17 protein-coding genes and 1 pseudogene are annotated in these 21596 nt (G+C 69.2%); 10 read left to right on the top strand and 8 right to left on the bottom strand.

All coding sequences use genetic code 11. The features are described 5' to 3' along the window. Positions 1–21 precede the first annotated feature (21 nt). The 7 genes from ABS361_12070 to ABS361_12040 all read left to right on the top strand — a co-directional run bounded on the left by ABS361_12070 (position 22) and on the right by ABS361_12040 (position 8159). Positions 22–789: an SDR family NAD(P)-dependent oxidoreductase gene (locus ABS361_12070; GenBank protein ID XBY42852.1), complete on the top strand. Its 768-nt coding sequence runs from the start codon at positions 22–24 to the stop codon at positions 787–789. A gap of 546 nt (positions 790–1335) precedes the next feature. Continuing rightward, positions 1336–1581 carry a hypothetical protein gene (locus ABS361_12065; GenBank protein ID XBY42851.1) on the top strand — a complete coding sequence of 82 codons (246 nt, stop codon included), beginning with the start codon at positions 1336–1338 and terminating at the stop codon, positions 1579–1581. 245 nt (positions 1582–1826) lie between these two features. Continuing rightward, a complete protein-coding gene (locus ABS361_12060) occupies positions 1827–2066 on the top strand; it encodes a hypothetical protein (GenBank protein XBY42850.1) in 240 nt (79 codons plus the stop codon). Between the two features lie 248 nt (positions 2067–2314). Beyond that, positions 2315–2581 (top strand): hypothetical protein, encoded by a 267-nt coding sequence (locus ABS361_12055; GenBank protein XBY42849.1) that lies wholly within the window; start codon positions 2315–2317, stop codon positions 2579–2581. Positions 2582–2775: 194 nt separating this feature from the next. Next, positions 2776–3483 carry a TetR family transcriptional regulator gene (locus ABS361_12050; GenBank protein ID XBY46886.1) on the top strand — a complete coding sequence of 236 codons (708 nt, stop codon included), beginning with the start codon at positions 2776–2778 and terminating at the stop codon, positions 3481–3483. 92 nt (positions 3484–3575) lie between these two features. After that, positions 3576–4715, top strand: a complete 1140-nt coding sequence (locus ABS361_12045) for an efflux RND transporter periplasmic adaptor subunit (GenBank protein XBY42848.1) — start codon at positions 3576–3578, stop codon at positions 4713–4715. Positions 4716–4988: 273 nt separating this feature from the next. After that, entirely contained in the window at positions 4989–8159 is a 3171-nt protein-coding gene (locus tag ABS361_12040; GenBank protein XBY42847.1) for an efflux RND transporter permease subunit, read from the top strand. 172 nt (positions 8160–8331) lie between these two features. On the opposite strand, the gene ABS361_12035 is transcribed toward ABS361_12040, so the two are convergent. From ABS361_12035 to ABS361_12005, 7 genes and pseudogenes are all read right to left on the bottom strand, one after another. Further along, on the bottom strand, positions 8332–9192 hold the full coding sequence (locus ABS361_12035; GenBank protein XBY46885.1) for a substrate-binding domain-containing protein: 861 nt from the start codon (positions 9190–9192) through the stop codon (positions 8332–8334). A gap of 63 nt (positions 9193–9255) precedes the next feature. Further along, positions 9256–9336 (bottom strand): annotated as a pseudogene (locus ABS361_12030) (hypothetical protein). Between the two features lie 297 nt (positions 9337–9633). Beyond that, positions 9634–10233 (bottom strand): hypothetical protein, encoded by a 600-nt coding sequence (locus tag ABS361_12025; GenBank protein XBY42846.1) that lies wholly within the window; start codon positions 10231–10233, stop codon positions 9634–9636. Continuing rightward, positions 10209–11996: a tetratricopeptide repeat protein gene (locus ABS361_12020; GenBank protein ID XBY42845.1), complete on the bottom strand. Its 1788-nt coding sequence runs from the start codon at positions 11994–11996 to the stop codon at positions 10209–10211. Before ABS361_12020 ends, ABS361_12025 begins: the two co-directional genes overlap by 25 nt. Further along, positions 11918–14083, bottom strand: a complete 2166-nt coding sequence (locus ABS361_12015; protein XBY42844.1) for a protein kinase — start codon at positions 14081–14083, stop codon at positions 11918–11920. The genes ABS361_12020 and ABS361_12015 overlap by 79 nt, the downstream gene beginning before the upstream one ends. 106 nt (positions 14084–14189) lie before the next feature. Beyond that, positions 14190–15389 (bottom strand): cysteine desulfurase family protein, encoded by a 1200-nt coding sequence (locus ABS361_12010; GenBank protein ID XBY42843.1) that lies wholly within the window; start codon positions 15387–15389, stop codon positions 14190–14192. Positions 15390–15752: 363 nt separating this feature from the next. Beyond that, a complete protein-coding gene (locus ABS361_12005) occupies positions 15753–15944 on the bottom strand; it encodes a CsbD family protein (protein ID XBY42842.1) in 192 nt (63 codons plus the stop codon). A gap of 417 nt (positions 15945–16361) precedes the next feature. Between ABS361_12005 and glp the strand changes: the two genes are divergently transcribed. From glp to ABS361_11990, 3 genes are all read left to right on the top strand, one after another. Beyond that, positions 16362–17615 carry a gephyrin-like molybdotransferase Glp gene (gene glp, locus ABS361_12000; GenBank protein ID XBY42841.1) on the top strand — a complete coding sequence of 418 codons (1254 nt, stop codon included), beginning with the start codon at positions 16362–16364 and terminating at the stop codon, positions 17613–17615. A 152-nt stretch (positions 17616–17767) separates the two neighbouring features. After that, a complete protein-coding gene (locus tag ABS361_11995) occupies positions 17768–18547 on the top strand; it encodes a 3-hydroxybutyrate dehydrogenase (GenBank protein ID XBY42840.1) in 780 nt (259 codons plus the stop codon). A gap of 125 nt (positions 18548–18672) precedes the next feature. Then, positions 18673–19794 (top strand): Mrp/NBP35 family ATP-binding protein, encoded by a 1122-nt coding sequence (locus tag ABS361_11990; GenBank protein XBY42839.1) that lies wholly within the window; start codon positions 18673–18675, stop codon positions 19792–19794. A 42-nt stretch (positions 19795–19836) separates the two neighbouring features. Here the strand turns inward: ABS361_11990 and ABS361_11985 are convergent, their stop codons facing one another. Further along, on the bottom strand, positions 19837–21471 hold the full coding sequence (locus tag ABS361_11985; protein ID XBY42838.1) for a TadE/TadG family type IV pilus assembly protein: 1635 nt from the start codon (positions 21469–21471) through the stop codon (positions 19837–19839). Positions 21472–21596 lie beyond the last annotated feature (125 nt).

The following is a 21596-nucleotide window of genomic DNA, read 5'->3' as shown; positions in this document are numbered from 1 at the left end:
TCGTAAGAATGGGAGCGGGACATGCGCATCGAGGCGGGAATGGCGGCGGTGGTGACGGGCGGTGCGTCGGGGCTCGGCGAGGCGACCGCGCGGATGCTGGCGGCGGCCGGCGCCAAGGTCGCGCTGTTCGACCTCGATGGAACGCGTGGAGCGGCCGTCGCTGCCGAGATCGGCGGGCTCCATGTCGCGGTCGACGTGACCGACGAGGCAAGCGTCGTGGCCGGCTTTTCGGCGGCGCGCGCGGCGCACGGCCAGGAACGGATCCTGGTCGCCTGTGCCGGCATCGCACCGGCCGCCAAGACCACCTCGAAAGGTCTGCCGCATCCGATGGCGCTGTTCGAGAAGGTCGTTTCGGTCAATCTGATCGGCACGTTCCGGGCGATCGCCCACGCCGCGGCCGGTATGGCCGGGCTCGACCCGGTCGGCCCGGACGGCGAGCGCGGTGTGCTGGTCGCAACCGCCTCGGTCGCGGCCTACGACGGCCAGGTCGGCCAGGCGGCCTACGCGGCATCGAAGGCCGGCATCGCCGGTCTGGCATTGCCCGTCGCCCGCGATCTCGCGCCGCTCGGCATCCGCATGGTGACGATCGCGCCCGGTCTGTTCGAGACGCCGCTCCTGAAAGGCATGCCGCAGGAGGTCCAGGACAGCCTCGGTCGCCAGACGCCGTTCCCCTCGCGCCTCGGCCGGCCGCAGGAATATGCCCGACTGGTCGCCGCCATCGTCGATAACCCGATGCTGAACGGCGAGGTCATCCGCCTCGACGGCGCGATCCGGCTCGCGCCGCGCTGAGCGGCCGGCCTTGAACGGCAAGTCTCCGGCGCCTTGCTTCGATCGGACAGGGCGCGGGGCAGCGCGATTTCGAAATTCCGCCCGCAACGGCGTTCAAAAAATGGTCCGCGTCACCCCTTGATTCCGCAGCGCACGCGCCTGGACGAGCCAACCGCCGTCAGAAATCGGCGCTGAAACCCGCAGGCATCCCCCATTTTTCCCCACGGCCCTGCGCCCGTGCCGTGTAACGCGCGTTTCGGCTAGAGCGCAATTGCATTGCTGCACTGCCGCGAAATGCGGAACCGGCCCGTAACGGCCCAAGCCGTCGTGAACGCACGATGTGCGAAAGTGCAGGAAAATCGAACAAAGCACCGCGCCCTCGTCACGGCCCGGTCACAGCTTGCTCACTCACTCGTGATCATTGAACAGTGGTCGTCACGAAAATGCGATTGTTCAACGACGGATCACAAATTTGTTCACACTTCTTGGACTTCATCCGGGCGGGATCGACCCCTATCTCCAGGTCGTCGCCGCAACCAACCCGGCGAGCCGAATGGAGATTTGATCATGAAGACCCTCACTTACGCTCTCGTCGCCGTTGCGCTCGGCGCCTCCACGACCGCCGCCTTCGCCGATCCGGAGTCGAGCGCCGATCGCAACGCCTTCTACGCCAACCTGGCTGGCCAGCCGACCAACACCGCTCTCGTCGAAGGCCGTCAGGCGTCGGTCGCCACGCCGGTTCATTCGAGCCTGAACGAGGCCGATGCGCTCCGTCTGAAGATCGCTCTCGAGCGCGACTACGACAACCACTGACCTTTGCGCAGGACGGGCGGGCCGGTTCGCCGGCCCACCCCGTCTCCGGCGCGAACGGTCGGATTTCGATCGGGCGACACGCAGGCTGAAGATGCGTCGCCCGAGCTAAGCCCGAAGCGAATTCCTCTCCCCGACCGAGCGCCTGCTCGGCCTTCGGTGCGCCCCTCTGCGCCGTCTCGCGACGGCCTGCGGCGGGGCTCCAGTCAACCAACTCGCATTCTGTCTGAGACAACAGGAGACCTACCATGAAGACCCTTTCTTACGCTCTCGCCGTCGTCGCCCTCGGCATTTCCGCGACCGCCGCTCTGGCCGAGCCGGACTCCAACAGCTTCCGCGGCTCGTTCGTCCGCAACACGGCGCCGGGCGCGACCGTGGTCGAAGGCCGCCAGTCGGTGCGCGTCGAGACGACCCGTCCGAACCTGACCGAAGCCGACGCGCTGCGCCTCAAGGTCGCCGTCGAGCGCGACGCCAACAGCCGTCGCTGAGCCCGTCGCCCGTGATCGCCGTGCCGCACGCCTCGACACGGCCCCGTGATCGGAAGTGACCGCGTGCGGGCGATCACAGGCACCAACACAACCGTTCCCCCACACCGGACGCGTTCCGGTCCACAAAGGGAAGCCGGCTCACGGATCCGGTCGCCGCGGCAGCCGCCGAAGCGTCCGATCCGTGTCTGCCGCCCCCGGCCCCGGCTCGCCGGGGCCCGAGCTTCTCATTCCAACCAAGGACTGATCCCATGAAGACCATCCGTTTCGCTCTCGCCGCCCTCGCCATCGGCGCTTCGGCCACCGCTGCCTTCGCCGACTCCGACACCAACGGCTTCAACAGCTCGTTCGTCCGCGAGGCCGCCCCGGTCTCCGCGACCGCCACCGTCATCGAGGGTCGTCAGGCCGCGACGATCGAAGGGCGTCAGACTGCGCGCCAGTCGAGCCTGGACGCAGCCGACGCGATCCGCCTGCAGCGCGCGCTCGACTCCGACCGTTCGGCCGACAACCACGACTGATCGCTCGCTCGATTGCCGTCCCCAAGCCTCTGATCGGCCGACGGCCGATCCTTCAGACGGCGCCCCTCGCGGGCGCCGTTCTGCGTTTTGCGCTCCCGGTCGCAGGCGCTGCCGTTGCGGCAATTTTTCGTTAGGCAAGGCGCGAGGCCGTCAGCGGTCGTCGTTGACGGTCGAGTTGCGATGAGTTATGAGTGATGAAAATAAAAAATCGTCAGTCACCAATCGTCGCAACGAACGATATGCGCCGCCGCAGGATGGCGCGCTCGATCGCCGAGCGAAGGGACGGACCGGAACAGCCGATGATGACCGCGCACACGATCGAAGAGACCAGGGCCGACACGAGGACCCGCATTCTGGATACGGCCGATCGGCTGTTCCGGCATTACGGCTACTCGAAGACCACGATGGCCGACATCGCGCGCGAGCTCGAGATGTCGCCCGCGAACGTCTACCGCTTCTTCTCGTCGAAGTCGGAGCTGGTCCAGGCGATCTGCGACCGGATGCTGACCGATCGCGATCGCCGCAATGCCGCGATCCTCGCGGAGCCGGGCACTGCGACCGAGCGACTGAAGCGGTTGTTGGTGCAGAATCACCACATGACGGTCGAAGCCCTGATCGTCGAGACCAAGGTTCATGAGATCGTGCTGGTCGCCATGGAGGAGCAGTGGTCGATCATCCAGGCTCACATCTCGCGGTTCACCGACACGATCGAAGCGCTCGTTCACGAAGGCATCGCGGCGGGCGAGTTCAAGGCCGATGATCCGCGGAAGGCCGCGCGCTGCGTCCACCAGTCCTATGTGTCGATGATCCATCCGCAGGTTGTCGCCTCCTGCATGCAGAACGCAGAGCGGGTTCCGCCAGAAGATCTGGCCGATTTCATCCTTCGGGCCATCAAGGCCTGATCCGAGGCATTGCAGCGCACGCGACCGTCTCCCGCCATCACGATGGCGAGCCTTAGGCAGGTCGGTCGCTGACGAGTGAGGAAATTCGAACGATGTCAAGGATCAACCGTTCCACCGGCTTGGCGCCGCTGCGTTTCGCGGCTCTCGCGCTCGTCGTCGCTCCTGCGCTTCTGCTCGGCGCCTGCAAGGACGAAGCCGCCAAGGCGGCCGGCGGCGAGCCGGTCCGCCCGGTCAAGGTCGTCAAGGTCGCCGCCGGCAACACGACCCGCGCGATCAGCTATTCAGGCGTCGTCCACGCACGGGTCGAGGCGCCGCTGTCGTTCCGCGTCGGCGGCAAGATCGTCGACCGGTTCGTCGATATCGGCCAGCGCGTCGAGGCTGGCGCTCGCATCGCGAGCCTCGATCCGGCCGATCTGAAGCTCGCGCTGCGCTCGACTGAGGCCAGCGTGACCGCGGCCGATGCCCGCCGCTCGGTCGCGCAGGACGCGCTCGCCCGCGCCAAGACGCTGTTTGAAAAGGGCTTTGCCACCAAGGCGCAGCTCGACAGCGCGACGCTCGAACTCGACCAGGCCAACGCCGCCTACGACAGCGCGGTCTCGGCGCGCAATCAGGCCAAGAACCAGGAAGCCTATACCGAACTCCTCGCCGACGGCCCGGGCATCATCACCGACGTCCGCTCCGATCGCGGTCAGGTGGTTGCCGCCGGCACCCCGGTCGTGGTGCTCGCCCGTGACGGCGAGCGCGAGGTAGCGGTCGCCGTGCCGGAACAGGATGTCCGCCATTTCGCCAAGGACGAGGTCGTCGAGGTCGCCTTCTGGGCCGAGCCCGGCCTGACCGTCGCCGGCAAGGTCCGCGAGATCGCCGGCAGCGCCGATGCGAACTCGCGCACCTTCGCGATCCGGGTGGCGATCCCGGCCGACCCGCGCGTGCGGCTCGGCATGACCGCCTCGGTCATTGCCGAGGTGCCGGTCGCTGCCGCCGGCCCGGCGGTGCCGCTGACCGCGCTTGCCGAACAAGGAGGCCAGCCGATCGTCTGGGTCGTCGATCGCGGCACCGAGACGGTTTCCGCCCGCAAGGTCCGCGTCGCCACGACCACGGCCGACGGTGTCCGGATCGGCGAAGGCCTGGCGCCCGGCGATATCGTCGTCACCGCCGGAACGCAGTTCCTCTCCGAGGGCAAGAAGGTTCGCGTGCCCGAGAAGATCGCCGAGACCGCCTCACTCGAGCGCTGAGGCCGGCGCGCTCGGCCACAGTCCACCCGCGCGGGCGCGCCAGCGCCCCGCCAACAAAGACCCCATCGGTGGTCTCGACCCTCGGACCGGACGTTCGCGTCCTCTCTGATCGGAACCACCAGGCGACCGGCGCGACACCCCCCACGCCCCCGCGCGCGCCGGTCGCCCAATTCCTTCTCCACGGACGGATCTCTCCGCCCGCGACCATGATCCGCTCGACCCCGGCCCGGCAGGCGCGATGCGTCAGGGGGCCCTGATCAGGAGCCGTCCCGCATGTCCGCCTCCGAAACCCCCGCCGCCGGGACACCCGCGAAGTCCGTCGGGTCGGGCTTCAATTTGTCGAGCTGGGCGCTCCGTCACCGCGGTCTGACGCGCTTCTTCGCGGTCTTGATCGTGCTCGCCGGCGTCTTCTCGGTCCTGAAGATGGGCCAGAAGGAGGATCCGGACTTCACCTTCCGCGTGATGGTGGTCCAGGCCGTCTGGCCGGGCTCGTCGCTCGACGAGATGCAGGATCAGGTCGTCGACAAGCTGGAGCGCAAGCTCCAGGAAGTCCCGGGCATCGAGTTCCTCAAGACCTATGTCCGCGCCGGCAGCGCGGTCATCATGGTCAACATCCGGGGCGACGTGTTCGGCCGCCAGGTCACCGACGCGTTCTATCAGGCACGCAAGAAGATCGGCGACATCGCCAACACCTTGCCCGCCGGCGTGCTCGGCCCGTACTTCAACGACGAGTTCGGCGACACCTACATCGCGCTCTACGCCTTTACCGGCAAGGATTTCTCCCTGCCGGAGCTGAAGGATCACGCCAAGGCGGCGCGCGACGTCGTCCTGACCGTGCCCGGCATCGAGAAGGCCGACATCCTCGGTGCGCCGGACCAGAAGGTCTATATCGACGTCGCCTCCAAGGTGCTCGCCGAGCGCGGCTTGACCGCGCTCGACATCAAGAACGCGCTGACCGGCCAGAACGCGATCGATCCGGCCGGCACGATCGAGACCTCGGCGCGGTCGGTTCGCCTGACCGTCGAGGGCACCGTCGACCGCGTCGCCGATATCAAGGCGCTGCGCATCCGCGCCGGCCAGCAGGTGATCCGTCTCGACGATATCGCGACCGTCACGCGCGGCCTCGAGGATCCGGGGGTGCATGCCTACCGCTTCGGCGGCAAGGACACGGTCATGCTCGGCGTCACCATGGCGCGCGGCTACAACGTGACGGCGGTGGGCGATGCGCTGCATGCGGCGCTGAAGCAGTTCGAGGCACAGCTGCCCTATGGCGTCGAGGTCGGGCAGGTCTCCGACCAGCCGGAGGTCGTGCGGCATTCGATCGACGAGTTCACCGAGGCGCTGGTCGAGGCACTCGGCATCGTGCTGGTCGTGTCGTTCCTGTCGATCGGCTGGCGCGCCGGTCTGGTCGTCGCGATCACGATCCCGCTCGTGCTCGCCGGTACTTTCGCGATCATGCTCAACATGGGCATCGACCTGCAGCGCATCTCGCTCGGCGCGCTGATCATCGCGCTCGGCCTCCTGGTCGACGATGCGATGATCGCGGTCGAGATGATGGAGCGCAAGCTCGAGGAGGGGCTGAACAAGTTCGATGCCGCGAGCTTCGCCTACACCTCGACCGCCTTCCCGATGCTGACCGGCACGCTGGTGACGACCGCCGGCTTCATCCCGGTCGGCTTCGCGTCCTCGACCGCGGGCGAATACGTCAATTCGCTGTTCTGGGTCGTCGGCATCGCGCTGATCACGTCGTGGATCGCCGCGGTCTATTTCACGCCCTGGATCGGCTACATGCTGCTCAAGGAGCGCAAGCACGCCGGCACCCACCACGACGCCTACGACACGCGCTTCTACCGCGCGCTGCGCGGGACGGTCGGCTGGGCGGTGAACCACCGTGTCATCGTCATCGCCGCGACGCTCGGCGTCTTCGCGCTCGGCATGTTCGGCTTCTCCAAGGTGCCGCAGCAGTTCTTCCCGGCCTCCACGCGCCTGGAACTGCTCGTCGACCTCTGGCTGCCGGAAGGCACCTCGTTCCAGGAGACCCGCCGCCAGGCCGAGGCTGTCGAGCGCCGCCTGCTCGCGAGCCCCGACCAGGCGACCGTCACGACCTTCATCGGCGAGGGAGCGCCGCGCTTCTACCTGCCGCTCGACCAGCAGCTGCGCAATCCGAACTACGCCCAGATCGTCATGGTGGCGAAGGATACGCCGGCGCGCGAGCGGCTGCTCGCCGAGGCCCGGCGCATTCTCGGCGAGGATTTCCCCTCGATCCGCTACAAGGTCGAGCCGCTGTTCAACGGTCCGCCGGTCGGATGGGCGGTGCAGATGCGCGTCCAGGGCCCCGACCGCGCCGAGGTCCGGCGCATCGCCGACAAGGTCAAGGACGCATTCCGCGCCGATCCGATGCTGTCGACCGTGCACGACGACTGGCTGGAGCCGGTCCCGGGCCTGAAGCTGGTCGTCGACCAGGATCGCGCTCGCGCGCTCGGCATCGACAGCCAGACGCTACGCCGCACGCTCGCGGCCAGTGTGACCGGCGCGCCGATCGGCGAGTTCCGCGAAGGCGAGGAGACGATCTCGATCGTCCTGCGCGAGCCGGCCGATGCGCGCGGCGGCCTCGATGCGCTGGACCGCGTCTATGTGCCGACCAACACCGGCAAGTCCGTGCCGCTGTCGCAGGTCGCCAAGGTGGTGCCGATCCTCGAGCCAGGCATCGAATGGCGCCGCAATCGCCTGCCGACCATCACCGTGCGCGGCCTGATCCCGGACGGCGTGCAGTCGAACGACATCACCAAGCGCATCTACGACAAGCTCGCGCCGCTCCGCGCGTCGCTCGCGCCCGGCTATCACGTCGAGATGCAGGGCGCGGTCGAGGAATCGGCCAAGTCGCAGGGCTCGATCGCCGCCAAGGCGCCGATCATGATCCTGGTCATGATGGTGCTGCTGATGCTGCAGCTGCAGCACTTCGGCAAGGCGATGCTGGTGTTCGTCACCGGTCCGCTCGGCCTGATCGGCGCCTCGGCGGCGTTGTTGTCGACCGGCTCGCCCTTCGGCTTCGTCGCGATCCTCGGCGTCATCGCGCTGTTCGGCATCATCATGCGCAACTCGGTCATCCTGATCGACCAGATCGATCAGGATATCGCGAGCGGGCATGATGCCTGGCATGCGACGGTCGAGGCGGCCGTGCGCCGGTTCCGGCCGATCATGCTGACCGCCGCCGCCGCCGTGCTGGCGCTGATCCCGATCGCCCAGTCGGCGTTCTGGGGCCCGATGGCCTACGCGATGATGGGCGGCATCCTCGCCGCGACCGTGCTGACCATCCTGGTGCTGCCGGCCGCCTACGCGCTGTTCTTCCGGGTCAAGCGCCCGGTCGCGACGGCCGGCGACGCGGGCGCCGCCCCCCGGCACCGCCGGTCGAGACGGCATCGGCCTCCGACGCCGAGAACGTGATCCGCATGAAGCACGCTGCCGAATGACGCGTTCCGTCGCCGGCCCGAGCGGCTGGCGGCGGGACCGCACAGGGATGTCCGGCGGGGGACGCTCCGACGTGACGATAGAGCCCGGATCGCGGCCCCCCACGCCGCGATCCGGGCTCGACCCTTTCAGGCGCTGATTGGCTGGCTCAGTGGCGCGGCGGGCCGTCGGAGCCGCGCACCAGCAGCTCGACCGGCCAGTCCGTGCGTCCTTTCGCGCCGATTCCGTCGCGCAGGCCGACCAGAATGTCGACGGCCGCGTGTGCCATCTCCTTGAGCGGCGCCCGCACGACGGTCAGTGCCGGGACGACGTAGTCGGCGAGCCGGCTGTCGCCGAAGGCGACCACCGAGACATCGCTGCCGACCTCGAGACCGTGGTCGGCCAGTGCCCGTACAGCCCCGATTGCCATGCGGTCGTTCACACCGATCACCGCGCTCGGCGTCTCGCCGGCGCCGATGAGTTCGGTCAGAACCTGTCGGCCGCCGGCCTCGGACAGCGCGCCGATGCGGACCTTGGGCTTGAGCCCCAGGCGGGCGCATTCGGTTTCGAAAGCGGCCGTTCGCGCCTGCACGAATCGATAGCCGTCGTCATTGCCGAGCAGGACGATGTCCCGATGACCGAGGCCCACGAGCCGCTCGACGAGCAGGCGGATCGCCGCGACCGGGTCGAAATGCACGTACGGCACGTCGCCGACGCCCGGCGCAGCGGCATCGAGGGTCACGAACGGGAACTGGATCGAGCGCAGGTACTCGACCCTGGGATCGCTCTCCCGGACCCGCGTGAGGATCAGCCCGTCGACCCGGCGCCCTTCGGCCAGCCGGCGATAGATGCGCTCCTCCTGCTGGCCGGGAAGGGTCGGCAGGACGACCAGATCCAGATTGAACTCGGCCAGCCGCGTCCAAACGCCGGAGATGAGATCGAGACAGCAGGGGTCCTCGAGAACCGCCGGCCCGCCGGGAAGCACCAGGCCGATCGCATCGGATCGTCCTTTCTGGAGCCGGCGCGCCACTTCGTTCGGCACGTAGCCGATTCGATCGGCTTCGCGGCGAACCCGCTCCCGGGTGGCTTCGGAGACGTCGGAATATCCGGCGAGGGCTCGGGAAACCGTGGTGACGCTGAGACCGAGCGACACCGCGATACTTTTCAGGGACATCGATCTTATTTCCGCAGAGGAATTTGGGCTGGAATATAACTTGTGGCGGGAAAATACAGAAATATTAGGAGCAGTAAACCCGAGAATATGGTTAATTATGACGCATACTGCAACCAGAGCATTTAAAACCGCAGATTTTCTCTGCAGCTATTACGTCATGGTGGCTAAATTGAATACGCATTCAATGAACTCTATTATTTCAGTTAACCAGCTATTTACTCCATTTTTCCTGTATGCCGTTGCGACACGGCGTCGCGACGGCTGAACGGCCGCTGCGGCAGGTCTCCAATGGTGAGATCAGCTGTCCTTGCGCCGCACTTCGGCGATCACCGCGCGCCGCGCCGCCTCGTCCCAGCGCTCGGCCGCATCGGCGGCGAGGCTGCCGTGTGCTTTCAGCCGCACGATCAGCGCGCGTCGGGTCGCGTCCGTGAAGCCGGACATGTCGCCGGACAGGGCATCGACGGTGTTGGGCTCGTCGGCCGCGAAGGCCGCGAGCAGAAGATCGGCCGCGCGCGGCGCATCGGCTTCGGCACGGCTCTGGTCGATCAGCACGGCGGCGTTCCAGGCAGCGGCGGCCGATCCGCGGCTCGCGGCCTGCTCCAGCCAGCGCCGGGCCTCGGCGACCCGGCCCGAGTCGCCGCGATCGCGGGCGAGCAGCAGGCCGAGTCGAAGCGCGGCGTCGACATCCCCGGCCTCGGCCGCCTTGCGATACCAGTCCGCGGCGGCGGCGAGATCCGGCGCGCGGCCGATGCCGACCTCCGCCATCAGGCCGAGCCGCACCATGGCGACCGGCAGGCCGGCGGCTGCGGCGACCTGATAGTTGCGCAGTGCCGCCACCCGGTCGGCGTCCTGGCCGAGCCCGGCCTCGGCCATCACGCCCAGCCCGTAGTGCGACAAGGGGTCCCCGCCTTGGTTCCGGCCACGAACCAGAGGCGGGCGCGGGCGAAGTCCGGGCTCGCGCCCGTTCCTGGACCGATGCCTGCGAGCGCGACGAAGCCGAGCCGGCCCATCGCCTCGGGCAGGCCGAGCGCGGCGGCGCGCTCGAACCACTGCACCGCGATCGCCTCGCTCTTCGGCCGGCCGCGGCCGTCGAGCGCCTGCAGGCCGAGCTCGTACATCGCGGCGGGTTCGCCGAGCGCGGCCGCCTTCTCGAACAGAGCGCCGGCCGCGTGTGCGTCCGCGGGCCGGCCGCGGCCCTCGGCGAGCATGAGCCCGGCCGCGACCATGCTCTCCGGCCGGCCGGTGTCGGCGGCGCGCCGATACCAGTCGAGCGCTTCCGTGGCATCGGCAGAGCCGCCGAGACCCTTGTCGAGCATGCGGCCGAGCGCATGCATGGCGAAGGGCGAACCGCCGCGCGCCGCCCGCGCATAGAGGTCGCGCGCCTTCGCCGGATCGGCCGGACCGGCGGCGCCGATCTCGGTCAGACGGGCGAGCGCGGTCAGGGCGTCGAGGTCGCCGCGGGCGGCGGCGCGGCCATAGAGATCGGCGGCGCGCGCGCGATCGACCGGCACGCCGAGGCCCTGTTCGACCAGTCCGGCGAGCACGGTCATGCCGAGCGGATCGCCGGCGTCCGCCGCGCGGGCGGCGAGCATCGCCGCCGCCTTCGGATCCGCCGGCCCGTCGAGCCCGTCGCGCTTGAGGGCCGCGAGCCGTGCTGTCGCCGTCGGATCGTCGGCCGCGCTCGCGCTCGCCAGCAGCGTTGCAGCCGCCTTGGCGTCGCCCTGCTTCAACTTCACCGTTGCCAGCGCCGTCGCGAAACGCCGGACGTCCGGCGCCGCCGCGAGGGCCGCCTCGCAGGCCGGCAGGGCGGCTGCGACATCGATCGCATCGAGCGCGACGCCGGCAACGCCTTGCGGCCGATCCGGATGGCTCGGCGGCAGCGCCAGCCGGTCGCAATCCGTCGCCGCGACATCGGTGCGGCCGCCGATCGCCGTGCTGGCGATCGTGAATCCGGCGGGCGGCGCGGCGGCGAGGCCGCGCAGCGCCGGAATATCGTCGAGCGCCTTCACCTTGCCGGTCACGCTGATCGCCGCATCACGCAGCGAGATCTCGGCCTGTGTCAGCCGCCCGGCGATGCCGACGCCCCAGGCGACGGCGGCTGGGAATCCTTCCGGCGCGCCGGCGGCGACCGTCGTGCCGTCGGTGACGCGGCCGGGGAAGGTCTTGCCGGTGTTGGCGAGGATCTCGGCGCGGGCCGCCTCGGACGGCATGTAGCCGGCGAGCGTCATCTCGCCGCCCTCGACCTTGATCGCCGAGAGATAGGGCGAGGCCACCGGCGGCTCGAGCTTGGCGTCGGAGGTGCTGTAGCCGGCCGGCAGTCCGGCAAGCGACCGCCCGATCGCGGCATAGGCCTCCGGGGTGCGCGCCGTGCCCTCGATGGTGAAAGCGCGATCGACCAGCGAGACGCGACCGCGCGCCAGGGCCGCGAGATCGCCGAGCGCGATCCCGGCCGCGGCGGCAAAGCCGGGCGCCGCGCCGTCGGCAACGACGGTGCGGTCGTCGATCCGCCGATCCGGCCAGAGATGGGCCGCGGTCGCCGCCAGCCCCTGCTTGGCCGCGGCGTTCGGAATATGCCCGGTGATCACGATCGCGGTGTCGTCGATCTGGGCCGCCCAGTCGAACGGTGATACCGGCGGCGCCGTGACGGTAAATTCGGCCACCCCGCCGCCGGGCAGGCCATCGGCGACCACGGTCGACAGCCGCGCTTGCACCTCCGGCGAGGGCGCGAGCCCGCTGATGCGCCAGCGGCGGCCGTCGAGCTGCGCGCTCGCACCCTCGGCGAGCTCCGAGACGACCGGCAGCAGCGCCGCGGCCTGATCGGCGAAGCCGGGCGGCGCGCCCGCCGCCGGCAGCAGATCGGCATCGACGGTGCCCCCGGCGCGGCCTTGCGGGCGGCCGCGACCAGTCGGGTCCGTGTCGCCGGGTCGGGCACGTAGCCGGTCAGGCGCAGCCGGTCACGGCCGCGCTCGACCGTGAAGCGATAGGGCGAGGCGACCGCCGGCGACAGCGCGAGCTCGACCTGCAGGCCCTCGGCGCTCGGCGTGTCGAAGGCGCGCCGCATCGCGGCTTCGGCCTCCGGCGTGATCGGCGTGCCCTCGATCCGGGCGCGATTGTCCGACAGCTCGACCCGGCCCTTTGAAAGGTCGCCGAGCCGGATCAGCACGGTCTTCGCCATCTCGGCGAACCGCGTCGGCGCGCCGGCCCCGACGGCGAGCCGGTCGTCGAGTGCGAGGCCCTGGATGCCGCGCCCGGCGACATCGACGAGCATGGCGCGGTCGGCCTCGCTCGGCACATGGCCCGAAAGCGTGACCTTGTTGCCGTCGATGCTCGCCGCGAGCACGAAGGGTGACACCACCTGCGACGATGCCCCGCCGAGCAAGCCGCGGATCTGCGGCGCAGCGACGAAGCCGCCGCCGAGGAGCGCGATCACCGCCGCGGCGGTCGCGAGCCTGCCGATCGGGAGGCGCCGCGGGGCAGGGGCCTCGGCGAGCAGGCCGGGAGCAGCGGTCGGCGCGGCCGTCGAGCGCGCGACGGGAGAACCGGCGGGAGAGGGCGCCTGGACGCCCGAGACCTGCTCTCGGGCTCCGGTCCGGCTCGGATCCGTCCGGCTGGGGCCCGTCGCGGTCCGGCCACCGCCCGCCGCCGAAACGAACGGCGAGACCATCGGCGCCGGCGCGCCGCTCGGATCGGCCGGGCCGCCGGCAAGGCTCGTCGGCTCGTCGCCGGGACCGACGAAGCGCGTGCCGTCGTCCTGCGCCATCAGGACCGTGTGGTCGTCGGCGCGGGGCGGCATCATCACGGTGACGTCGGCGTGGTCGTCCGCCTCCGCATCCTCGGCCCAGCCGAGCGCGCGCCGGAACTCGGCGATGCTCTGCGGCCGGTCGCGTTCGTCGATCTGCAGCGCGGCATCGATGCCGTCGAGGAAGCGCGGGCTGTACTTCGACGGATCGAGCACGGCCTCGCGCGCCGGCACATGTGGATCGATGCCGCCGGAATCGCGGCGTCCGAGCCGGGCGACGCGTGTCATCGGCGCGGTCGGCGCCCGCCCGGTCACGGCTCGATAGAGCACGCCGCCGAGCGAGAAGATGTCCGTGTAGCGGCCGTGGATGCCCGAGCCGTCCTCGTCGATCTGCTCAGGCGGCGCATAGCGCATCTGCGCGACCATGCGCGACGACCGGTCGCGATCGATGCCGTGGCCGGCGGCGCCGAAGTCGATCAGCACCGGTTCGCCGTTGGTGCGGATCATGATGTTCCGGGGCGTCAGATCCCGGTGCATCGTGTTGCGGCTGTGGACGTAGTCGACGGCCTCGAACACCTTCTCGAACAGGCGCCGGAGCTGCGCCTCCGACGGCGGCTCGCCGCGCGCGGTCAGCCACTCCTCGAGGTTCAGGCCCTCGACATATTCCATGATCAGGTAGGAGGTGTTGTTCTGTTTGACGAAGTTCTCGCCCCGGATCACGTAGGGGTGCTGGAAGCGCGTCACCACGACCTGCGCTTCCTCCTGGAACTTCTTCAGCGCGAAATCATAGGTGCCGGCGCTGATCTCGGTATCGACCAGCACGGTCGCGCCCGTGCGGCTCGAAATGTCGCGGATGTAGAATTCCTTGATCGCGACCGTCTTCTGCGTGACGTCGTTGGTCGCCCGGTAGGTGATGCCGAATCCGCCCGCGCCGAGAACCGCCTCGATCCGGTAGCCACCGATCTCCGAGCCGATTTCGAGCGCATATGGGTAGCGCGGATCCTTCATCGAAACCGAATCTGTCCTCGGGCTGGAGCGGCGTGCGGGAAACGCGCCCGCGTCGCGGCACTATGGACCAGCCGGGCCCGCCCGGTCCATGCACTGCGGCAATCGATTAGGCGGGCGTGGCTGAATTGTGGCTGAACGGCGACGGCACGTCGAAGCGCCGTACTGCCGCGATCAGCGCAGCGGCGGCAAGGTCGATCTCCGCCTCGGTGGTGAATCGGCCTAGGCCGATGCGCACTGAGGCGAGGGCCTGGGCCTCGTTGAGGCCGATCGCAAGCAGGGTCGCCGATGGCGCGAGCGTCGCCGAGGCGCAGGCCGAGCCTGCGGAGATCGCGATATCGTCCTTCAGAAGCTGCAGCAGGTCGATCGCGGCAATCTCACCGAACCGGATGTCGAGATTCTGCGGCAGGCGTCGGTCGAGGCTGCCGTTGATCGCGAAGGCAAGGCCGCTCGCGGTCAGTCGCGCGACGAGGCGGTCGCGCAAGCCGCCAAGCCGCGCGGCCTCGGTGTCGCGCTCGGCCCGCGCGATCGCCGCCGCCGCGCCGAAGCCGACCACCAGCGGGGTGGGCAGCGTGCCCGAGCGCAGGCCCTTCTCCTGGCCGCCGCCGAGGATCAGCGGCGCGATGGAGAAGCCCGGCCGGCGCCGGACATAGAGCGCGCCGATGCCCTTCGGGCCGTAGAGCTTGTGCGCGGAGAGCGAGACCAGATCGAGCCCGGCGGCCTCGACGTCGAGCGGCACCTTGCCGGCCGCCTGCGCCGCGTCGGTGTGGAACACGATGCCGCGCGGCCGGGTCAGTGCGCCGATCGCCTCGAGCGGCTGCACGGTGCCGATCTCGTGATTGGCGGCGATGAGGCTGACGAGCCCGGTCTCGGGCCGCAGCGCCGCCTCGACCCGCGCCGGATCGATGACGCCGTTCGGTTCGGGCCGCACGCGCGTCACCGCAAAACCCTGCGCCTCCAGATGCTCGGTGACCGCGACCACGCAAGGATGCTCGATCGCGCTGGTGACGATATGGCGCCGGCCCTCCGGCAGCTCCGCCGCCGCGCCGCGCAGGGCGAGATTGTTCGATTCCGTCGCGCCGGAGGTGAACACGATCTCCGCCGGCCGCGCGCCGGTCAGGGCGGCGACGGCCCGTCGCGCCTGCTCGACGGCGCGCTCCGCCTCCCAGCCATAGGCGTGGTCGGCCGAATGCGGATTGCCGTAGGCCTGGAGAAAGTATGGGCGCATCGCCTCGAAGACGCGCGGGTCGACAGGCGTCGTCGAGTGATGATCGAGGAAGACGGGACGTCGGTTCGGCCGGTCGGTCATGCCGGGAAATATCGGGTGCGGCGGCGCGGTCGTAAAGCGTGGCCCGCGCCGGCAATGGTCTGAGGTGAATTGAAATGTCAATTCGAAGGTCAGGTGAGCTACTTCATCCTCCGGGCGAAGGGCCTCGCTCGACCACTTGAAGAGGGGTTTGAAGTGCCAACGAAATCAAAGGCCTGATCAGATCTTCGGAATCAAGCTGGAGGACCGTTCGCGCAGCTTGTGCGGGCCTTGAATCGAAACTGGAATGTCAGAATCCGGAAAAGCTCCCGTTCGTGTATCGCTCGCGAAAGCGAGCGGCGGGGGCGGCGAATGCGGCGGCGGGCCGCACGAGGCGGCCCGCCGGGCATGTCACCGATCAGACGGTCAGAGCTTGTCGACGCCCTTCTTCACGGCGTCCTTGACGTTGCCGGCCGCCTTCTGGACGTCGCCCTTGGTCTCCTGGGCGGCGCCCTCGACACGCATGCGATCGTTGCCGACCGCCTTGCCGATGCCCTGCTTGGCCTCGCCGATGACCTGATTGGCGGTGCCCTTGATCTTGTCGCTCGTGCTGCTCATGACATCTCTCCTTTTGTGTTCGATCTCGGACCGATCGGCGGTCGATCTCCGCAGACGCCGGCGGGGGAAGTCCGGCGTGCAAAAACCCACGTCGAGCGACGTGCAAACCGCGACTGACCTGTCCTTGGCTTTTGAAACGGGGCACGCCACGCGCATCCCGCGATACCGGTTCGACCGTCGGCCCGACCGGTCGGCGATCACCCGACCCTGTCGTCTTCCGGTCGCCGGAAGCAGGAATAGAACGCAGCGCCGACGCTGAAGTTCCCGAGCGTTCCCTTTCACAACGAGCGAAGCCTTGGGGCCAAGGCTCCGCGGCACGGCACCGGGCAGAGGTGCAAGGGCTGAGATCGGCCTTGGCCGCAGCGTGGGATCGGCCGGGCTTGTCGGGCTCGGCGGCATCGTTATGGTACGGCCACCATGTCCGAGTTCTCCGACGATTGCTTCGCCCACGGCGGGGCGTTGCTCTCGATCGACGAGGCGCTCGCCCGGTTCCGGACGCGCGTCGCGCCGGTCGCCGAGACCGAGACGCTCGCCCTCTTCGCCGCCGACGGTCGCGTGCTCGCCGAGCCGGTCGTCGCCGCTGTCGCGATCCCGCCCTTCACCAATGCCGCCGTCGACGGCTATGCGCTGCGCCATGCCGATCTGGCGCTCGCGACGGCCGACGGCCTTCGCGTCGTCGACCGGGTGCAGGCCGGCGAGGCGCCCGGGCGCGCCGTCGGGCCGGGCGAGGCGGTGCGCCTCTTCACGGGCGCGCCGCTGCCCGCGGGCGCCGATACGGTCTGCATGCAGGAGGATGTCGTCGTCGACGGCGATCGGATCCGCCTGTCCTCGCACCTGCGCCCCGGCGCGAACTGCCGCCCCGTCGGCGAGGAGCGGCAACTGGGCGCGATCGTGCTGCCGGCCGGCCGCCGCCTGCGGCCGCAGGATCTCGCGCTCGCCGCCGCGGCCGGCGCGGGTCATGTGGTCGCGCGCCGGCGCCTGCGCGTCGCGGTGTTCTCGACCGGCGACGAACTGGTCGAGCCCGGACGGCCGCTCGCGGCGGCCCGGCTCTACGACGCCAACCGCGTCATGATCCTCGCCTGGGCCGCCCGGCTCGGCGCCCAAGTCGACGACCTCGGCATCCTGCCCGACGACCCCGAAGTGCTTGCGGCCGCGCTCGCCGCCGCGGTCGACCACGATCTGATCGTGACCTCCGGCGGCGTCTCGGCCGGCGATGCCGACCATGTGAAGGCTGCGGTCGCGCGCGTCGGCCGGATCGACTTCTGGCGCTTCGCGATCAAGCCCGGCAAGCCGCTGGCGCTCGGCACGATCGGCACGGCCGCCTTCGTCGGTCTACCGGGCAATCCGGTCGCGGTCTTCGTCACGCTGACCCGGATCGCGCGCGGCCTCTTCGCCGCCCGTGCCGGCGAGACGTGGGCGCCGCCCATCCCGCTGCCGGTCGTTGCCGACTTTACGATGAGCCGCAAGCCGGGCCGGACGGAGTTTCTGCGTGTGAGCCTGACCGGCGACGGGGAGGGACTGCCGATCGCCCGCCGCTACGCGGTCGACGGCGCCGGCATCGTCTCGTCTCTGACGGAGACGGACGGGCTCGTCGAACTCGGCCCCGATCTGACCGCCGTCGCCCCCGGCGACCGGCTCGCCTTCGTGCCCTTCGCCGCCCTGCTCGGTTGACATCGCTTCACCCGGTTCCCTGCCGAGCCATGCTCGATGCGCATGGATGGCCGGCTGAAGCGTTGCTGGCCGGGCTGCTGGTCGGACCTATTCTCTTTCGCATCCGCGAAATCGCGTCGGTGGGGCGCCCGAACCGGAGAAGGAACCTCGACATGACCAAGCGCAACGCCGTCGTCACCGGATCGACCAGTGGCATCGGCCTCGCCGTCGCCCGCGCCCTCGCGGCCGCCGGCTCCAATGTGATGATCAACGGCTTCGGCGATGCCGCCGAGATCGAGACGATCCGCAAGGCGATCGAGACGGACTTCGGCGTCCGCTGTCTCTATTCGGGTGCCGACATGTCGAAGCCGGCCGAGATCGAGGCGATGATCCGCGACGCCGAGCGCGACTTCGGCTCGGTCGATATCCTGGTCAACAACGCCGGCGTCCAGTTCGTCGCTCCGGTCGAAGACTTCCCGCCCGAACAGTGGGACCGCATCGTCGCGATCAACCTGTCGGCGGCCTTCCATGCGATCCGCGCCGTGGTGCCGGGCATGAAGGCGCGCGGCTGGGGTCGCATCATCCAGACCGCCTCGGCGCATTCGCTTGTCGCCTCGCCGTTCAAGTCGGCCTATGTCTCCGCCAAGCACGGCATCGCCGGCCTGACCAAGACCGTCGCGCTCGAACTCGCCACCTTCGGCGTCACGGTGAACTGCATCTCGCCGGGCTACGTCTGGACGCCGCTGGTCGAAAAGCAGATCCCGGCCACGATGGAAGCGCGCAAGCTGACGCGCGAGCAGGTGATCCAGGACGTCATGCTCGAAGCCCAGCCGACCAAGAAGTTCGTCACGGTCGAGGAAGTCGCCGCACTCGCCGTGTTCCTGACCGGCGACCTCGCAAGCTCGATCACCGGCGCCGATATCCCGATCGACGGCGGCTGGACGGCGCAGTAGTCCCGCGTCGCCGCGGACATTGACGGTTCGGGCCGAGGGCGTATATCGCGCGGGGAGAAGGAACCAGCCTATCCCCGCTTGCCCGCGCGATCGACGCGCGCCCCGACCGTCAGGAGCCGAGCCTCATGTCCGTTACTCGCGAAAACGTCCTGGAGCGGCTTGCGCGCATCCCCGGCCCGGATGGCCGCACGCCGCTCGCCGCGAGCGGCGTCCTGTCCGAGATCGTCGTCCACGGTTCGAAGGTCTATTTCTCGATCGCCGTCGATCCGGCCCGCGCCGGCGCTCTGGAGCCGCTGCGCAAGGCGGCCGAGGACGCGGTCAAGGCGATCCCCGGCGTCGAGGGCGCGGTCGTCTCGCTGACGGCCGACGCCAAGGGCGGCGCTGCGGCTCCGGCTGCTGCGCCGGCGGCTCGCCCCGCGCCCGGTCCGCAGCAGACTGCCAAGCCCGGACTGCCGGGCGTGAAGCACATCATCGCGGTCGCCTCGGGCAAGGGTGGCGTCGGCAAGTCGACGACGGCGTCCAATCTGGCGCTCGGCCTGCAGGCGCTCGGCCTCAAGGTCGGCGTGCTCGACGCCGACATCTACGGCCCGTCGATGCCGAAGCTGTTCTCGCTGAAGGGCAAGCCGAAGCTGAAGTCCGGCCGCATCCTCGAGCCGCTCGACGGCTACGGGGTCGCGGTCATGTCGATCGGCTTCCTCGTCGACGAGGAGACGCCGATGATCTGGCGTGGGCCGATGGTGATGAGCGCCATCACCCAGATGCTGCGCGAGGTCGATTGGGGCACGCTCGACGTACTCGTCGTCGACATGCCGCCCGGCACCGGCGACGCGCAACTGACCATGGCCCAGCAGGTGCCGCTCGCCGGCGCGGTGATCGTCTCGACGCCGCAGGATCTCGCGCTCATCGACGCCCGTCGCGGTGTCGGCATGTTCGAGAAGGTCGGTGTGCCGATCCTCGGCGTGATCGAGAACATGAGCTATTTCGTCTGCCCGAACTGCGGCACGCGCCATGACATCTTCGCCCATGGCGGCGCCCGCGACGAGGCGGTGAAGCTCGGCGTGCCGTTCCTCGGCGAGGTGCCGCTCGCCATGCCGATCCGCGAGCGCGCCGACGCCGGCCTGCCGATCGTCGTGACCGAACCGGACGGCGTCCATGCCCGGCTCTATCGCGAGATCGCCGACAAGGTCTGGCGCCAGCTCGACAGCGGCACGGTCGGCCGCCCGGCGCCGCGCATCGTCATCGAGTGAGCCCCCCGAAACCGGTCCCGTGCCCGGGGGCCGGACGCGGGCTCACTGCGCGACGCGCAACTGGGTGATCTGGTTGCCGATCGCCTGGAAGGCGGCGACCAGAGCGGCATTGTTGTCGGCCTTGAAGAAGTAGCTCGAGCCGCTCGCGCAGGTCTCGAGCATCTGGATCGTGTCGGCCGCAGTGACGGTGAAGCCCACCGTATAGACCGTGATGCCGCCCTCGCCCTTGGCGTTGCTGCAGGCCTCGGCGGTCAGCGCGTCCTGCCTGGCCTTGATCGTCGAACTGCTGTTCGACGTCGTGCCGAGCCGGCCCTTGGCGACATAGCCGTAGGCGGCGTAGGTCGAGGCGTTGAAGGTCGTGTCGGTGTTGTAGGTGTTCTCGCCGTCGGTCATGACGATCATGATCCGCCGCACCGGGCGCAGCTTCGTGCCGGTGCGGCCCTCCGTGAACGGCGCCTCCGGCGACAGTGCCCGCCAGCCCCACATCACGCCTTCGTGGATGTTGGTGTTGCCGGCCGCAACCAGGCTGTTGATGGTGTTGTAGAGCGTGGATTTGTCACGGGTCATCGCCAGGATCGGCTTCGAGGTGCAGGAGTAGTTCGGCCCGAAGCCGCCGTCGAAGGTCGATCCGTAGAGGCGGGTATTCTGCTTGTATTTGCAGGTGCGACCCTGCGCCGATTGAATGCCGCCGACCGTCGAATAGGAGACGTTACCGGAGCATTGGCTGCCGTTGTCGCTGAGATAAGTGTTGTCGAAATACTGACTGCTGTAGTTCCACCAGTAGCTGTAATAGTTCGCCTCGTCCGGCGCGAACATCGGCACGAACCAGGACTTCGGATCGCCATTCGTCGCCGGTGTGTCGTGAACGCTGTGCGGATAGGGGCGCGACTCCACGCATCCGGCCCAGCTCAGCTGTGCCGCCTTGGACGGATTGGCGGCGGCAAGCGCCGCGAACAGATCGAAGCGGTTGTCCGTGAGGCCGCTGCTCCAGTTTTCGGTATGGATCGGCGACTGGGTGTTGACGTCGAGCCAGCCCGCGCCGGTTCCCTTCGACGTGCGCGTCGTGCCGGCATAGACCGGCCCGAACTGCGGCCCGACGTTGACCGCGGCGGCGAACGGCACGATCCCGACCTGCACGCGGTCGGTGACGCTCGTCTTCGTGTTCATGCCGAGCAGCACGTCGACCAGGTCCTTGGCCGCCGATTGCAGCGTGGAGAGCTTGGAGCCCTGCATCGATCCGGTCGTGTCGAGCACCAGAACGACATCGAGATCGGCGGAGCCGACCACCACTTCGGAGGCGAGGCTCGAGACCAGTTCGGGGATCGACGCGATGGCGAGGAACGCGGTCTTGGTGGTGATGTCGCCTGCTGCGCTGACCTTGCCCGATGCGTCGTCGATGGTGATCTGGGTCACAGACGCGGTGGTGCCGTTCGGCGGCTGGTAGAAGTCCGCGAAGTAGCGGCGCAGGTTCGTCTCGATTACCGCATGGGACACGAGCCCGAGGTCTTTGCCGGCCGCGAGCGCCGCTCGGTCGAGCGCCTGCTGCGCTCGATCATGCTGCGCCGACGCCGCGCTATAGTCGACGGTCGCGCCGGCCGCCATCACCAGCGGAACCACCGCCAGGGCGAAGGTGATCCCGACATTGCCCGCCTTATTCTTAATGAACGCGCGGAGCATGGTCCCGCCTCAGGTATCCGTGGAAACGTGATGCGCTTGATCTATGGGATCGGAAGCCGTCGTTGTGAAGCGGCTCTCGATTAACGACGTGAATCGCCAGTTAATGCCCCCGAGTGCACCGATTT

The organism is Ancalomicrobiaceae bacterium S20 (genome assembly GCA_040269895.1).
Classification (GTDB): domain Bacteria; phylum Pseudomonadota; class Alphaproteobacteria; order Rhizobiales; family Ancalomicrobiaceae; genus Methyloraptor; species Methyloraptor flagellatus.
This window is presented reverse-complemented; position numbering and strand designations above follow the sequence as displayed.

Bases quoted from the DNA above. Each gene is read 5' to 3' on its own strand.
- ABS361_12070 (XBY42852.1), top strand. From the start codon at position 22: ATGCGCATCGAGGCGGGAATGGCGGCGGTGGTGACGGGCGGTGCGTCG.
- ABS361_12065 (XBY42851.1), top strand. From the start codon at position 1,336: ATGAAGACCCTCACTTACGCTCTCGTCGCCGTTGCGCTCGGCGCCTCC.
- ABS361_12060 (XBY42850.1), top strand. From the start codon at position 1,827: ATGAAGACCCTTTCTTACGCTCTCGCCGTCGTCGCCCTCGGCATTTCC.
- ABS361_12055 (XBY42849.1), top strand. From the start codon at position 2,315: ATGAAGACCATCCGTTTCGCTCTCGCCGCCCTCGCCATCGGCGCTTCG.
- ABS361_12050 (XBY46886.1), top strand. From the start codon at position 2,776: ATGAAAATAAAAAATCGTCAGTCACCAATCGTCGCAACGAACGATATG.
- ABS361_12045 (XBY42848.1), top strand. From the start codon at position 3,576: ATGTCAAGGATCAACCGTTCCACCGGCTTGGCGCCGCTGCGTTTCGCG.
- ABS361_12040 (XBY42847.1), top strand. From the start codon at position 4,989: ATGTCCGCCTCCGAAACCCCCGCCGCCGGGACACCCGCGAAGTCCGTC.
- ABS361_12015 (XBY42844.1), bottom strand. From the start codon at position 14,083: ATGAAGGATCCGCGCTACCCATATGCGCTCGAAATCGGCTCGGAGATC.
- ABS361_12010 (XBY42843.1), bottom strand. From the start codon at position 15,389: ATGACCGACCGGCCGAACCGACGTCCCGTCTTCCTCGATCATCACTCG.
- ABS361_12005 (XBY42842.1), bottom strand. From the start codon at position 15,944: ATGAGCAGCACGAGCGACAAGATCAAGGGCACCGCCAATCAGGTCATC.
- glp (XBY42841.1), top strand. From the start codon at position 16,362: ATGTCCGAGTTCTCCGACGATTGCTTCGCCCACGGCGGGGCGTTGCTC.
- ABS361_11995 (XBY42840.1), top strand. From the start codon at position 17,768: ATGACCAAGCGCAACGCCGTCGTCACCGGATCGACCAGTGGCATCGGC.
- ABS361_11990 (XBY42839.1), top strand. From the start codon at position 18,673: ATGTCCGTTACTCGCGAAAACGTCCTGGAGCGGCTTGCGCGCATCCCC.
- ABS361_11985 (XBY42838.1), bottom strand. From the start codon at position 21,471: ATGCTCCGCGCGTTCATTAAGAATAAGGCGGGCAATGTCGGGATCACC.